The organism is Cupriavidus sp. 30B13, from assembly GCF_049059565.2.
GTDB lineage: Bacteria > Pseudomonadota > Gammaproteobacteria > Burkholderiales > Burkholderiaceae > Cupriavidus.
In genome coordinates, this window is record NZ_CP188224.1 from 161169 (window position 1) to 176169 (window position 15001).

At 71.6% G+C, this 15001-nt stretch carries 11 protein-coding genes; 9 read left to right on the forward strand and 2 right to left on the reverse strand.

Annotation, left to right across the window (positions count from 1 at the left end; translation table 11 throughout):
- Window positions 1-111 precede the first annotated feature (111 nt).
- From ACKI2N_RS20105 to ACKI2N_RS20145, 9 genes are all read left to right on the forward strand, one after another.
- Window positions 112-363 (forward strand): acyl carrier protein, encoded by a 252-nt coding sequence (locus ACKI2N_RS20105; protein WP_420997529.1) that lies wholly within the window; start codon window positions 112-114, stop codon window positions 361-363.
- The gene (locus ACKI2N_RS20110; RefSeq protein WP_420997528.1) at window positions 360-1559 is read left to right on the forward strand and encodes an acyl-CoA dehydrogenase family protein; all 1200 of its coding nucleotides are present in this window, start codon (window positions 360-362) and stop codon (window positions 1557-1559) included. Before ACKI2N_RS20105 ends, ACKI2N_RS20110 begins: the two co-directional genes overlap by 4 nt.
- Window positions 1560-1569: 10 nt before the next feature.
- Complete coding sequence (locus ACKI2N_RS20115) at window positions 1570-2571, forward strand: amino acid--[acyl-carrier-protein] ligase (RefSeq protein WP_420997527.1); 1002 nt, start codon at window positions 1570-1572, stop codon at window positions 2569-2571.
- Window positions 2571-3563, forward strand: a complete 993-nt coding sequence (locus tag ACKI2N_RS20120) for a DUF1839 family protein (protein WP_420997526.1) — start codon at window positions 2571-2573, stop codon at window positions 3561-3563. The genes ACKI2N_RS20115 and ACKI2N_RS20120 overlap by 1 nt, the downstream gene beginning before the upstream one ends.
- Before the next feature lie 14 nt (window positions 3564-3577).
- Window positions 3578-6172 carry a glycosyl hydrolase 2 galactose-binding domain-containing protein gene (locus ACKI2N_RS20125; RefSeq protein ID WP_420997525.1) on the forward strand — a complete coding sequence of 865 codons (2595 nt, stop codon included), beginning with the start codon at window positions 3578-3580 and terminating at the stop codon, window positions 6170-6172.
- Window positions 6173-6419: 247 nt separating this feature from the next.
- Entirely contained in the window at window positions 6420-7142 is a 723-nt protein-coding gene (locus ACKI2N_RS20130; protein ID WP_420997524.1) for a Crp/Fnr family transcriptional regulator, read from the forward strand.
- Window positions 7143-7237: 95 nt separating this feature from the next.
- The gene (locus tag ACKI2N_RS20135; protein ID WP_420997542.1) at window positions 7238-9613 is read left to right on the forward strand and encodes a polysaccharide biosynthesis tyrosine autokinase; all 2376 of its coding nucleotides are present in this window, start codon (window positions 7238-7240) and stop codon (window positions 9611-9613) included.
- A gap of 239 nt (window positions 9614-9852) precedes the next feature.
- The gene (locus ACKI2N_RS20140) at window positions 9853-11676 is read left to right on the forward strand and encodes an alpha/beta fold hydrolase (RefSeq protein ID WP_420997523.1); all 1824 of its coding nucleotides are present in this window, start codon (window positions 9853-9855) and stop codon (window positions 11674-11676) included.
- 266 nt (window positions 11677-11942) lie between these two features.
- Window positions 11943-12251, forward strand: a complete 309-nt coding sequence (locus ACKI2N_RS20145; protein ID WP_420997522.1) for a hypothetical protein — start codon at window positions 11943-11945, stop codon at window positions 12249-12251.
- Window positions 12252-12293: 42 nt separating this feature from the next.
- Here ACKI2N_RS20145 and ACKI2N_RS20150 read toward each other — a convergent pair whose 3' ends face one another.
- Both ACKI2N_RS20150 and ACKI2N_RS20155 read right to left on the reverse strand, forming a co-directional pair.
- Window positions 12294-14540 carry a polysaccharide biosynthesis tyrosine autokinase gene (locus tag ACKI2N_RS20150; protein ID WP_420997521.1) on the reverse strand — a complete coding sequence of 749 codons (2247 nt, stop codon included), beginning with the start codon at window positions 14538-14540 and terminating at the stop codon, window positions 12294-12296.
- Entirely contained in the window at window positions 14537-15001 is a 465-nt protein-coding gene (locus tag ACKI2N_RS20155) for a low molecular weight phosphotyrosine protein phosphatase (protein WP_420997520.1), read from the reverse strand. The genes ACKI2N_RS20150 and ACKI2N_RS20155 overlap by 4 nt, the downstream gene beginning before the upstream one ends.

The following is a 15001-nucleotide window of genomic DNA, read 5'->3' on the forward strand; positions in this document are numbered from 1 at the left end:
CTGTTGCAGCGCCGCCGCGGCGGCATGAAGTTGGTGGGCCAGCGCACCGAAGCCCCGTGGCGGCTGCGGCCCAATGATGAAACCCGATCATCCTCACCGAGGAGTAAAGAGATGAAGGCAACCATTCGACAAATCCTTGCCGATGTGGCGCGGCTCGACGTATCGGTCGAGGCGCTCGACGACCAGGCCGATCTCTACGAAGCCGGGCTGTCGTCGCTGGCCACCGTGCACGTGATGCTGGCCATCGAGAACGCGTTCAACATCGAGATCCCGGACGCCATGCTTACCCGCCAGCTCTTTCGCAGCGTGAATTCGCTGGCGGCCGCGGCCGAGCAGCTCAGGCAGCAGCAGGAGGCAGCATGAGCCCCCCGCTGGCCAGCGTCGAGCTGGCGCGCCCGGCCGCGGTCCTTACCGGCACCGCCGAGCTGATGGCCGCAGCGGCCCTGGCCGCCGCCGAAGCGGCGCAGCATGCCGACCGCGTCGACCGCGACGCCGCTTTCCCCCACGAGGCCTTCGCGGTGCTGCGCCAGCATCGCCTGCTCGGCGCCATGGTGCCGGCCGCGCACGGCGGCGCGGGCGCCTCGCTCGACACCATCGCGGCGATCTGCCGCGTGCTTGCCGCGGCCTGCTCGTCGACCGGCATGATCTACGCGATGCACCAGATCCAGGTCGCCTGCCTCATCGAGCACGGCAGCGGCAGCCCCTGGCACGAGCAACTGCTCGAGCGCATCGCCGCCGAGCAATTGCTGCTGGCCTCGGCCACCTCGGAAGAAGCCATCGGCGGCGCGCTGCGCAACAGCGGCTGCGCGGTCAACGAGGAGCACGGCCGCTTCCATCTGCTCAAGATGGCGCCGACCATCTCCTACGGCGCGCACGCCGACGCCATTCTGGCGACCGCGCGCCGCCATGCCGACGCCTCGCCGTCCGACCAGGTCATGGTGTGCCTGCTCAAGCCCGACTTCACGCTGGAGAGCCTCAGCACCTGGGACACCCTGGGCATGCGCGGCACCTGCAGCAACGGCTTCCGCCTGGAAGCGCGCGGCGCCTGCGAGCAGATCCTGCCGGTGGCGTTCGGCGAGATCGCCGACGGCACCATGACGCCGGTCTCCCATATTCTCTGGGCCTCCCTGTGGACCGGCATCGCCGGCGACGCCGTGCACCGCGCCAAGACCTTCTTCCAGGGCCAGGCGCGCGCGCGCCCCGGCTCGCTGCCGCCGTCGGCCACGCGCGTGGCCGACGCGGTGGCGATGGTGCAGATGATGGAAGGCCGGCTCGAGCTCGCGCTGGCGCATCAGCGCCAGCGCCACGCGGGGTTGTCGGTGTCGGCGCTGTTCTCGCTCGCCGCGGAGATGAACGGGCTCAAGACCAGCGTCTCGGCGCTGGCCATCGAGGCGGTGCAGCAGGCCATGATGATCTGCGGCATGGCCGGCTACAAGCACGGCACGCCCTACAGCCTCGGGCGCCATCTGCGCGATCTCTGGTCGGCGCCGCTGATGATCAACAACGACCGGATCCTGACCAACACCGCCAGCCTGCTGCTGGCCGAGCGTTCGAGCTGAGGAGCACCACATGGATGCCAACGTTAGCGTGGACAATGCCGGCGCCCCGCCCGCCGAGCCCGCCGGGCATGCGGCTGCGGCACCGCCCTATGGCGACCCGCAGGCCGGCCAGCGGCGCTACCAGCAGGCGCTAATCGAAGCGGGCCTGCTGATTCCCAGCGGCGTCGACGGCGTGTACGGCCGCAGCGCGGTGTTCGAGGCGATCGCCGACGGCCTCAACGTGGCCGTCAGCGCGCTCGGCGCCGACCAGCACGCGGAAGTGATGCGCTTCCCGCCGGCCATGTCGCGCAAGGACTTCGAGGCCAGCGACTATCTCAAGAGCTTTCCGCAGTTGGCCGGCACCGTGCACAGCTTCTGCGGCAGCGACCGCGATCACCACCGTCTGCTGGCGCGGCTCGAAGACGGCGAGGAATGGGCCGACGAACAGCGCCCCACGCGCGTGGTGCTCACGCCCGCGGCGTGCTACCCGATCTACCCGGCGGTGGCCCGCCGCGGCCCGATGCCGCCGCAGGGCCTGGTGGTGGACGTGCTGTCGTACTGCTTCCGCCACGAGCCGTCGATCGACCCGGCCCGCATGCAGATGTTCCGCCAGCGCGAGTACGTGCGCCTGGGCAACGCCGGGCAGATCATCGCGTTCCGCCAGCTGTGGATGGAGCGTGGCCAGCAGCTCGCCGGCCTGCTCGAACTGCCGCACGAGGTGGACGTCGCCAACGATCCCTTCTTCGGCCGCGGCGGCAAGATCGTGGCCGACAGCCAGCGCGAGCTGAAGCTCAAGTTCGAGCTGCTGATCCCCATCAACGACGGTGCCCCGCCCACTGCCTGCATGAGCTTCAACTACCACATGGATCACTTCGGCCAGGTGTGGGAGCTGCGCACCGCCGACGGCGAGCCGGCCCACACCGGCTGCGTCGGCTTCGGCATCGAGCGGCTGACGCTGGCCCTGCTGCGCCACCACGGCTTCGACGTGTCGCGGTGGCCCCGCAACGTGCGCGCCACGCTGGGAGAGCTGTGATGCTCGTGGCCCCCCGTACCCTGGAGCGCGGCACCCACGTGTCGCACGCCCTGCACAGCGGCAACCCGGTCTGGCCGCAGACCAACTGCTATGTGGACCTGTGGATCGAGCTGCTGCACGGCTGGGCGCTCGACCCGGTGGCGGCGCTCGGCTTCACCGTGGCGCAGGATTTCGAGGGCGACCAGTTCACCTTCTTCAAATACCCGCACGACGACCTCGAGCGCCTGTACGGCGTGGTGGTGCAGGAACTGTCGCTGTACGAGTCGATGGAGGCGCGCGTGGCCGCGCAGACCAGCCGCGGCCACGTGGTGCTGCTCGAGGTGGACAGCTTCTACCTGCCCGACAACCGCGCCACGACGTACCGCCGCGAGCACAGCAAGACCACCATCGGCATCGACGTGATGGTGCCCGACGCCCAGTCGGTCGGCTATTACCACAACGAGGGCTATCACGTGGCCAGCGGCGAGGACTACGACGGCCTGTTCCGCCGCCTGCCCGGCCTGGCCGGCGACGTGAACCTGCTGTTTCCCTACGCCGAAGTCGTGCGCCGCCGCTTCCCGGCGCTGGAGGGGACGATGCTGGTGCGCGCCTCGCTCGCGCTGCTGCGCAAGCACCTGGCGCGCCGGCCGCGCCAGAACCCCGTCACCGCCTTCCGCACCGCATTCCCGGCGCACCAGGAAGCGCTGATGGCAGGCGGCGAGCAGGTCTTCCATCCCTACGCCTTCAGCGTGCTGCGCCAGCTCGGCGCCAACTTCGAGCTGCTCGCGCAGTACCTGCGCTGGCTGGCCCAGCACGGCCAGCCGATGCCGGACAGCATCGCCGCCGCATGCCAGAAAATGGCCTCCGAGGCGATGGTGATGCAGTTCCGCCTGGTGCGCTCGATCATCAGCCGCCGCGTGGACCGCTGCCAGGATTGCCTGGACCAGCTCGAAGCCTCCTACGAGGCGGCGGTGCCCGCGCTCGCCGGCTACATGGGCGAGGCCGGGTCCTGAGGCGCCCGCTGGCCATGCACGCCCCGCTCGTACTCACGCCGGTCCCCGGGCGGCCCGCCTGCCGGCAGCCGCTCGAAGGCGGCTGGACCCTGCTGGAGACGCCCGCCGGCGCGGCTGCCTCTCCCGCCGCCCTGGCCGCGCTGGCCGGCCACGGGCCATGGCTGCCGGCCAGCGTGCCGGGCACCGTGGCGCAGGCGCTGCAGGCGGCCGGGCAATGGCAGCCCGGCGCGCCGCGCGCGCTGCACGACCACGACTACTGGTATCGCGTGCCGCTGCGCGGCGCGGGCGCCTATCGCCTGCGCCTGCACGGCCTGGCCACGGTGGCCGAGGTCTGGCTCGACGAGACGCGCGTGCTCGACGCGCACAACATGTTCACCGCGCACGAGGCCGAGCTGCATCTCGACGGCGATCACGTGCTGTACCTGTGCTTCCGCGCGCTGCACCGCTGGCTGCGCGGCCAGCGCGGGCCGGTGCGGTGGAAGCCGCGCCTGGTTACCCCGCCCTCGCTGCGGCTGGTGCGCACCACGCTGCTGGGCCACATGCCGGGCTGGTGCCCCCCGGTCCACGCGGTCGGCCCCTGGCGCGGCGTCGACCTGCTGCCGCTCGACTCCGCCAGCCCGCTGCTGACGGCGCGCTACGACCTGCACGCCGCGCTCGACGCCGGCCTGGCGCGCGGCGTGATCCGCCTGCGCCTGCGCGACGTGGCGCCGTTGCCGCCGGGCGTGCCGCTGATGCTGTGCGCCGACGGGCGCGAGGCCCCGCTCGACGCGGTGGACGCCGGCCCCGGCGGCATCGTCTACGAAGGCGAGCTGGCCGTGCCCGCGCCGCGCCTGTGGTGGCCGCACACGCACGGCGCGCCCGAGCGCTATGCCGTGCAGTTGCGGCTGGGCGAGTTGCGCATCGACTGCGCGCAGGTCGGCTTTCGCCGCATCGAAGCCGAGCGCGCGACACCGGAAGGCGGCGAGGGCTTCGCGCTGCGCGTGAACGGCGAGCGTATCTTCTGCCGCGGCGCCTGCTGGACCAGCCACGATCTGGCCGGCCACGCCGACACGCCCGCGGCAGTGGAGAAATGGCTCGCGCTGGCGCACGGCGCCGGCATGAACATGGTGCGCGTAAGCGGCGTCACCTGCTACCAGGGCGACGCCTTCTTCGACGCCTGCGACGCGCTCGGCCTGCTGGTCTGGCAGGATTTCATGTTCGCCAACTTCGACTACTCGGCCGATGCCGCAGCCGCGCGCCCGCTGATGGCGCAGGCCACGCGCGAGGTCAGCGAATGGCTGGCCGCGCACCGCCACCACCCGAGCGTGGCGGTGCTGTGCGGCGGCAGCGAGGTGGAGCAGCAGGCCGCCATGATGGGCGTTGCCGCCGATGCATGGCGCCAGCCGCTGTTCGACGAGATCATCCCGGCTTGCCTGGCGCGCTGGCACCCGGACGCCGTCTACGTGCGCAATTCGCCCAGCGGCGGTGCGTGGCCGTTCCAGCCTGACAGCGGCGTGACGCACTACTACGGCGTGGGCGCCTACCAGCGTCCGCTCGAGGACGCGCGCCGCGCCAACGTGCGCTTCACCTCCGAATGCCTGGCCTTTGCCAACGTGCCGTGCGCGCGCACCATGGCGGAAGCGCTCGCGGTGCCGCCCGTGCACGACCCGCGCTGGAAGGCGCGCGTGCCGCGCGATGCCGGCAGCGGCTGGGATTTCGAGGACGTGCGCGATTTCTACCTGCGCGAACTGTTCAAGGTGGACCCGCCGCGCCTGCGCTATGAAGACGCCGCGCGCTACCTGCAGCTGTCGCGCGCGGTGGTGGCCGAGGTCATGACCGACGTCTTCAGCGAATGGCGCCGCTGCGGCTCCACCTGCGCCGGCGCCCTGGTATGGCAACTGCAGGACCTGCTGCCGGGCGCCGGCTGGGGCATCGTCGACGCGCTGGCGCGGCCCAAGTCGGCATGGCACGCGCTGCGCCAGGTGTGGCAGCCGCTGCAGGTGCTGGTGACCGACGAAGGCCTCAATGGCATCCACCTGCACCTGATCAACGAGGGCGCCGCGCCGCGCGCGGTGCGCCTGCAACTGCAATGCTGGCGCGACGGCGAGACCGCGCTGCTCGACGTGACGCGCGAGCTGTGCCTGGCGCCGCGCTCCACGCAGCGCGTGAGCGGCGCCGAACTGGCGGGCGCGTTCTTCGATTTCACCTATGCCTACCGTTTCGGTCCGCGCATGCACGACGTGGTGCGCGCCGCGCTGTATGACCCCGCGGACGGCGCCCTGCTGAGCCAGGCCTGCTACCTGCCCGAGCGCAGCGCGGCCGCGCTCGAGCCGCCCGAGCTGGCGGTGGAGGTGGCGCATGAGGAGGGCGACTGGTGGCTCACGATCTCGGCGCGGCGCTTTGCGCGCTGGGTGCACATCGAAGACGTGGCCATGCGCCCCGAGCAGGACTGGTTCCACCTCGCGCCCGGCAGCCGCCGGCGCGTGAGGCTGCTGCCCGAGGCCGGCATCGCCGCCGCCGATGGAGGAAGGCGGAGTGTAGGCCTCCCGGACACCGCTCCTATCCCGATGGGGGAGGTCCATGCGCTCAATGCGAGACGTGCGCTTGCGTATAGTGCGCCCGGCGCCTGATGCGCCGTCCAGCCCGGGTGCCGGTCCCTCCGGCGCGCGCCGCCGGCGCGGCGCTCTCCAACCTACCGAAGGATGACCGGGTTTCAGCCGTGCGGCTACTGTTGGCAGGGCCACATATGGCACTTAATGAAGACACAGATGCCGCACGAGCCAGGGTCAGAGAAAAGGTGGCCGGCGCAGGTCCCGCGAGATGCGCGGACCGGCTTCGGTCTTAAGCGTTCGTGCGGCTGGTCACGGGGAGAGGGAAATGATCAGTCAGCGTTCGGATCTGCACGTCAATCATGTGTTGGGTGCCTTGCCGCGCAAGGATTGGGAGTCGTTGTCGGCGCATCTCGAGCTGGTGCGCATGCGCGCCGGGCAACTGCTGACCGACTCCGGCCAGCGCATCCACCACGTCTACTTTCCCACCACGGCCATCGTCTCGATGCTGTCGCTGCTGGAAGACGGCGCCACGGTGGAGATCGCCGCCATCGGCAAGGAAGGGCTGGTCGGCATCCCGGTGCTGACCGGCGGCGACACCATGCCGTGCCGCGTGGAAGTGCGCACGCCGGGCTTCGCCTACCGCCTGTCCGCCGCCACGCTCAAGCAGGAGTTCCTGCATTCGCCGGCGATCCAGCGCGTCACGCTGCTCTACGTGCAGGCCGTGCTCACGCAGATCGCGCAGACCGCGGTGTGCAACCGCCACCACTCGCTCAACAAGCAACTGTGCCGCTGGCTGCTGCTGGCGCTCGACCGCATGGCCTCCAACGAGCTGGTCATCACGCAGCAGGTCATCGCCAACATGCTCGGCGTGCGCCGCGAGGGCGTGACCGAGGCGGCCGGCAAGCTCGAGGATCTCGGCCTGATCCAGCATAGCCGCGGGCACATCACCGTGCTCGACCGGCACGGCCTGGAAGCGCATTCCTGCGAGTGCTACAAGCTCGTCAAGCGCGAGTTCGACCGGCTGCTGCCGGCGCTGGCAAGCGCCTGAGGCGGTTGCGGCTGTCGGCGCTGCTGCGGCTACTGGGGCTGTTGCGGCCATCGTGGCCATCGCGGCCATCGCTCAGGGAGAATGTCGTGAACAGGTTGTTCTTCGCCGGCGCCACGCCGGCCGCCAACGAGCCGGCGCCGCCGGGTGCGCGCGGGCGGCGCGCGCTGCTCGACCACCTCGGCTGGATCGTCGGGCTCACGGTTGCCGGCGCGGTGCTCGGCGCGCTGGCGGCGCTGTCCACGCCGCCGCGCTACCGCGTGGAGGCGCTGGTGCAGGTGGCGCCGCGCAATGCCGTGCAGAGCAATGTATCCGCCGCGCCGTTCGATCCCGGCATGCTGACCAGCCGCGCGGTGGTCGGGCCGGTGGTGGAGCGCCTGCACCTGGACGTGTCGGCCGCGCCCGTGCGCGCGCCGCTGGTGGGCGCGCTCGCGGCGCGCCTGGCCGAGCCCGGGCACGCCATCGCGCCGTGGCCCGCGAGCCTCGGTTATGCGTGGGGCGGCGAGCGCATCCAGGTGGACAGCCTGTCGGTGCCCGAGCGCCTGCTGAACGTGCCGCTGACTTTGGTGGCCCAGCCCGAAGGGCGCTACCGGCTCTATGCGGGCGACGCCATGCTGCTCGACGGCGCGGTGGGCGAACCCGCCGCGGGCAACGACGTGGAACTGCAGGTCGCGCAGCTCGACGCGCAGCCCGGCGCGCGTTTCGAACTGATGCGGCACGATTCGCTGTCGACGGTCGATGCCATCTCGCGCGAGCTGGTGATCGACGAGCACACGCGCGATGCCGGCACCGTGCGCATTGCCTGGCGCTACCCGGACCGCAAGCTCGCCGCCGCGCTGGTCAACGGCGTGGCCCAGTCCTATATCGACAGCCAGACCACCCAGCGCCGCGACGACGCGGCCGGCAGCCTGGCCTTCGTCACCAGCGAGCTGCCGCGCGTGCAGGGCGAGCTCGAGCGCGCGGAAGCCGCGCTTACGCGCTATCGCGCGCGCAGCGGCACCATGGCGCCCACCCAGGAGGCGCAGTCCTACCTCAACGGCAGCATGGACTACCAGCGCCAGATCGCCGCGCTGCGCCTGGAGCGCACCCGCCTGCTGCAGCGCTTCACCACCGACAGCAACGAGGTGCGCACGGTCGACACGCAGATCCAGGAACTCAGCAAGGTGCGGCGCGATATGGATTCGCGCATGCAGAACCTGTCCGAGACCGAGCGCGAATCGGTGGCGCTCACGCGCGACGTCAAGGTCGCCGAGGACATGTACATGACCCTGCGCAACCGCGAGCAGCAACTCTCGCTGGCGCAGTCCGACCGCTCCAACGCCATGCGCATCGTCGACCCGGCGCTGCCGCCGGCGCGCCCGGACGACCTTGGCCCGCTGCCGCTCACCGGCGGCGGCGCGCTGCTCGGCCTGTGCCTGGGCCTGGCCGGCGTGGCCGCGCGCCAGCGCTTCAAGCCCTCGGTGGCCAACACCGCCGATGCCGAGGCGCGGCTCGGCATGCCCATGCTGGGCGAGATCGCTTTCAGCAGCGAGCAGGCCGAACTGGAGCAGCAGGCGGAAGTGCACCGCCGCCTGGGCATGATGATGGGGTTTGCCGGCGCCCCCGGCCCGCGGCTCTACGCCCCGGCACCCGGCACCGCGCTGGCCGAGCCCGGCGAGTTCGCCTCCAGCGAGGGCGACCGGCTGCTGCGCTGCGGCCTGCACGACCGCTTCCTGCTGGCGCGGCGCTCGCCGCATTCGGTCGCGGTGGAGGGCCTGCGCAGCCTGCGCGCGGCACTGCATTTCGCCGTGCGCAACGCGCCCGACTGCGTGCTCGCCGTGACCAGCCCGGCGCCCGGCGCCGGCAAGACCTTCGCCGCGGTCAACCTGGCCGTGCTGTTTGCCGAAGCCGGCCAGCGCGTGCTGCTCATCGATGCCGACCTGCGGCGCGGCAAGGTCGCCAACTGGTTCGACCAGGCCCCCGAGCCCGGGCTGGCCGACCTGCTGGCGGGCCGCGCCGATCCGGCCACCGTGGTGCGCCCCACCGTGATAGCGGGCCTGTCGCTGATCACCGCCGGCGCGACGCCGCCCAATCCGTCCGAGCTGTTGATGATGCCCACGCTGGCCGAGACGCTGCGGATCTGCAAGGCCCGCTTCGACCTCGTCATCATCGACACGCCGCCGGTGCTGGCGGTGGCCGATGGCACCCTGGTCGCCAACCTGGCCGGCGCCACGCTGATGGTGGTGCGTGCCGACGTCACGCCGGCCAGCCAGGTCGACGAGGCACTCAAGCGCCTGGCGCGCGCCGAGGCCCGCCTGGCCGGCGGCATGCTCAACGGCGTCACGCGCCGGCGCAGCAACCGCGCGGACTTTGCCGCCATGAATCCGTACCTGGGCTTGCCGTTGCCGCCCGCGCGGCCCGAAGCGCTGGCGCTGGAAGCGCGCCCCGCCGCGGGCCCGGCCAAGGGCGAGCATGGCTCCATGCCGGCGGCGTGAAAGCTCGCCACAGCGCGCGGCGGCCGCAGGCGTACCCGTTTCTGCGTGCCGCTGGACGCGCGGGAACGCCGCGGCCGCCGTTCCCTCCGGCGCGCCCGCAAGCGCCGCCAGATGGCACCGGCGGGGCATGGCGGGCAGCGGCGGGGCCCGCTCCGGACACATGCGAAACAACAAAGCGTACCCGTTTCTGCGTGCGCGAATGCCAGGGGCCCGTGCCCCGTTTTTCATTGGGAGAGGTGATGAAACCGGTCTTGTTCGAGGGATGCGCCGGCTGGCTGCATGAGGCGCCAGGCACCACGGGCGTGGTGATATGCAATCCGCACGGCCACGAAGCGATGTGGTCGCACCGCGCGCTGCGGCACCTTGCCGGCGATCTCGCGGCCGCCGGGCTGCCGGCGCTGCGCTTCGACTATCCCGGCACCGGCGACTCCGCCGGCACCGGCGCCGAGGAGGAACACATCGCCTGGTGCGTGCACGGCATCCTGGCCGCCGTGGACACGCTGCGCGAGCAGGGCGGCGTGACCCGCGTGGTGCTGTGCGGCCTGCGCCTGGGCGCCGCGCTGGCGGTGCTCGCGGCCGAGGCGCTGGCCGCGCGCGATCCCGCCGTGGTGGCGGGGCTGGTCCTGCTGGCGCCGGTGGCGAGCGGGCGTGCCTATCTGCGCGAGCTGCGCGCCCTGCATACCGGCTGGATCAACAACGTCATCCCCGACATCGCGCCGGCGCCGCCCACCGACGGCTCCCTCGACGTGCTGGCCTACCGCTTTCAGCCCGACACCGTGGCGGCGCTCGAGGGGCTGCGCCTGGCGCGCCGCAAGGGCTGCCCGGCGCCGCGCGTGCTGCTGCTCGACGCCTGGCCCGGGGCCGCGTCGCCGGTCGCAGAAATGGGTACGCTTTACCGGGATTCGGGGGCCGAGGTCACGCTGGACGGCTTTGCCGAGTACCCGGGCATGATGCAGGCGGCCGAGTACGCCAGGGTGCCCGAGGCCGCCTGGCAAGCCGTGCTGGCCTGGCTGCGTCCCGCGCCCGCCGCCAGGGCCGCGGCCCCGGCAGCGCCGGAGCGTCACCTGGCGCTGGAGTGCGAGGTGGACGGCGTGCGCGAGCAGCGGGTCTGGCTGGACCGCGGCCGTCAGTTCGGCATCCTGTGCCAGCCGGCCCGGCGCGCGCCCAACGGCGTGGCCATCCTGTTCCCGAACACCGGCGGCAACCACCATGTCGGCGACGGGCGGCTATTCGTCACGCTGTCGCGCGAGCTGGCGCGCCACGGCGTGACCGCGCTGCGCCTGGACCTGTCGGCGCTCGGCGACAGCCCCGCGCCGGCGCGCCAGATGAGCATCCCCGCCGTATACGATCCGTGCGCCTGCGAAGACGCCAGCGCCGCGGTGGACTGGCTGCGCGCGCAGGGCTTTCGCCGCATCGTGGTCTCGGGCGTATGCTCGGGCGCCTACATCAGCCTGCACGTGGCGCTGCGCAACCCGGCCGTGTCCGGCGTGGTGCTGGCCAACCTCGCCAAGTTCCGCTGGGACGAGGCCGACGCGGCCGCCGTCAACGAGCGCGTGCAGTCCATGCGCGGCTACGCCGCGGCGGTGCGCCGCGCCGAGAACTGGCAGCGGCTGCTGCGCGGCAAGGTCAAGGTCGGGCCGATCCTGTACGGCTTCGTGCGCCGCGTCGGGCGCCGCCTGGGCCAGCGCGGCGCGTCCGCGCTGGCGCGCTGGCGCGGTGGCGAGGACACCGCCACCGTGACCGGCTTCGCGCGCGCCGCCATGCGCGAGCTGGACCGGCGCGGCGTGCAGACGGACTTCCTGTTCGGCATGAGCGACATCGGCCTGGAAGAGGCCAAGGACCGCTTCGGCGGCAACCTCGAAGCCCTGCAGGGGCTCGAGCACATCCGCGTGCGGACCCTGCCGAAGTTCGACCATTCCCTGTTCCTTGCCGAAAGCCGGGCCGCGCTCGGCGCCTACCTGGTGCGCTACCTCGAGCAGCAGGCCGCGCGCAGCGAGGAGGTGGCCGGCAGCGGCGAGCGCGTGGAAATGGGAGACGCCGTGGCGGGCAGCGCCGGGGCCTGACCCGGTGCCGCGCCCGGGGCCGGCGGCCCGGGCGCGGAATCACGCCGCCGGAATCACGCCGCCCTCTCGCGCCGCGCCGTCCGCCCGGCCGCTATGCGATCATCACGTACCGGAACGCCAGCGGCGGGCCCGGCAGCAATGCCGCCGGCCCGCCGCGCGGCGCGTCGGTCCAGAGGTGCCCTCCGCCTTCGGCGAAGCCGGGGGCGGGCGCCGGTACCGGGCATCGGTACCGTTTTCACGTTGACTCAAAGCAGCAGGAATTGTCTATGACGGCAGAAATCAGTGGCCAGTGGGACTGCGTCTCGCAGACGCCGAACGGCGAACAGCACTCGGTGCTCACCATCAACCCCGGGCCGGCCGGCGGCTTCAGCGGCACCAACGCGGGCCAGGCGGGCTGCGTCGATGTCACCGACGGCGAGCTGGACGGCGACCGCGTGAGCTTCCGGATGAAGCTCACGAAACCCCTGCCGCTGACGCTCAAGGTCGAGGCCGTGCTGGCGGGCGACACCATGGAAGGCACGATCGCCGCCGGCCTGTTCGGAAGCTTTCCGATGAGGGCGACCCGCAAGGCCTGAGCCCCGGGGCACCGGCCGGGGCATGCAGGCCATGCCCCGCGCTCACCGGCTCTCCACCACCGCCACGTCCTGGTAGCGGTAGCTCAGGTACCGGTACTTGCCGAAGTTGTAGTGCGCCCGGTACCAGCGGCCCTGCACGTTCAGGCCGTTGAACAACACCCCCTTGACCTCGCCGCCGGCCTGCCGGATCGCCTTGCCGGCCGCCTCGAGTTCGTCCATCGTGGTGGAGTCCGCGCGCGCCACCATGAACACGGCGTCGGCCTTGGTGGCCAGGATGCCGGTGTCGGAGGCGGCCAGCACCGGCGGCGTGTCGATCAGCACCACGTCGTAGTTAGACTTCAGCGCGGCAAGCAGCGAGTCCATCATCGGGCTGAGCAGCAGGTCCGCGGAATTCGCCGGCAGCGTGCCGGTGGGAATGAAGTCCAGCCCGGGCACCACCTGCCTGCGCACCGTGTCTTCCACCGGCGCGCCGTGCAGCAGCTCGGTCAGCCCGGGGCCGCGCGCGGTGTCGAAGCGGTGGTTGAGATTGCCGCGGCGCAGGTCCGCGTCGATCAGCACCACGCGCTTGCCGCCGGCCGCCAGCACCGCGGCGAAGTTGGCGCAGATGAAGGACTTGCCCACGCCCGGCGCCGGGCCGGTCACCAGCACCACCGGATGATGCGTGCCCAGCAGCGAGAACTGCAAGGCGGTGCGGAAGCTGCGCAGGCTCTCCATGGCAGGGTCCTCCGGCATGCGGCACGCCAGCAGCGCATTGGGCCCGCCCTGCGCCGCCAGGCGCGACTGCTCGGGGCTGAAGGGAATCGTGGAGTAGACCGTGAAGCCGGTCTGGCTTTCGATGTCGTCGGCCTCGGACACGGCGCCGTCGAGCAGGTGGCGCAGGAACACCACGATCAGCGCGCCCACCGTGCCGAGCAGCGCGGCGAACACCACCAGCAGCTTGCGGTCGGGCCGCACCGGTTCCAGCGGCACCTCGGCCGGATCCACCAGGCGCGCGGTGCCGACCTTGCTGGCCTTGGTCAGGCGCAGTTGCTGAGCGTCGTTGAGCAAGGACTGGTACATCTCCGTGCTGACCTTCACGTCGCGCATCAGCCGCACCACGTTCTGCTCCACCTCGGGCAGTTTCTGGATGCGCGCGGTCACGGCGGCCAGCGCGGTGTTCAGGCTGCCGATCTGCTCGTCGATGATGCCGATGCTCGGATGGTTGCCGGTGAAGCGCGTCACCAGTTCCTGGCGCTTCTGGCGCAGCTCCTGCAGGCGGGTCTGGATCTGCACCGACTGCGACAGGATCAGGCGCGACTCCTCGTTCAGGTCGATGGTGCCGCGCTGGTTGCGCAGCGCGTTGTAGCGCGTCTCGGCAGTCTCCACCTGTTGCTTGACCTGCGGCAGCTGCTGCTCGAGGAAGGCCAGCGATTTCTCGGCCTCCTCGGCGCGGCGGCGCACGTTCTGGTCGACATACTCGGCGCCGATCTCGTTGAGCGTGGCGGCGATCAGGTCGGGGTCGGCGCCTTCGAGCGTGATGCCGATCACGCCGCTGGACTTGCCGCGCTCGGTGATCTGCAGGTTCTGCTGCAACTGGGCGATCGCGTTGGCGCGCGGCACCCGCGTCACCGTGAATTCGGCGCCCGGCCGCGCGTCGAGCTCGCCCACCACGATCTCGACGTTGCCGCGCGCGGTCGGCACCAGCAGCGGCTGGCCCACGGTGCCGGTGGCGGCCTCGCTCTCGCCGTCGATGGCCAGGCGGTAGCGCTTGTCGTCCAGCGCCGTGACCCGCATGCGTTTGCCCTCCAGGCGCGCCGGCACGTCGAGCCGCGTCACCGCGATATGTTCGTCGCCCCACACGAAGCCGCCCCAGCCGAACAGCCCGGGCTCGGACAGCCCCGGGTTGTAGCGCGCCAGCGGCTGGCCGACGAGCGGGAAGTAGCGCGGCCTGGCCTCGATGAACAGGCGCAGGTTGTCCACCGCCTTGCCTACCACCATGCGCGAATGCAGCAGCTCGATCTCCGCGGCGGCGGCCGGCTTGACGTCGAATACCGGCGCCACGCTGCCGGCGAGCTTGCTGGTGTTGCTGCTGCCGCCGGTGTCCTCCACCTGCACCACGATGTCGGTGCGGTAGACCGACTTGGTGAAGAACGCGTAGGTCGCGCCCAGCAGGAAGATCGTGCCGGCCACCGCGAAGAAGGTCCAGCGGTAGCGCACCAGGATGTCGAGATAGCCGGTCAGGTCCATCCCTTTCTCCCGGGCCGGGCGCTGCGAACCCGGGAGTATGTCGTGCGGATTGATGGTGTTCATGCTACCTCCCCGTGATAAGGATCCCGTGCAAGGGTGCGAATCCGCTCCGACCATGTGTCGACGCCCTGCCTGACGAGTCCGAGCACGATCCGGAACATGTTCTGCGAACAGCCATGGGGATCGGGTACGTCAGCGTGCATGAACTCGCAAAGCCGGTAGATCTTGCCGCGCGCCTGCGGAAACTGGCGCTCCAGCGCCTCTCTTTGTTCTGTGTCCATCACCAGCACCAGGTCGGCGCTGTTGACCATGTTGCCGTCCAGCACGCGCGCGCGGTGGGCGGACAGGTCCAGCCCCTCTTCGGCGAGCAGCCGCACCGTATGCGGATCGGCGGCGGCGCCCGCGAGCGGCGCCAGGCCGGCCGATGCGATCGCGCAGCCGGGCAGCGCATTGCGCAGCAGGTACTGCGCCATCGGGCTGCGGCAGGTGTTGCCGATGCACACGACCAGGATCGAGCGGATCAT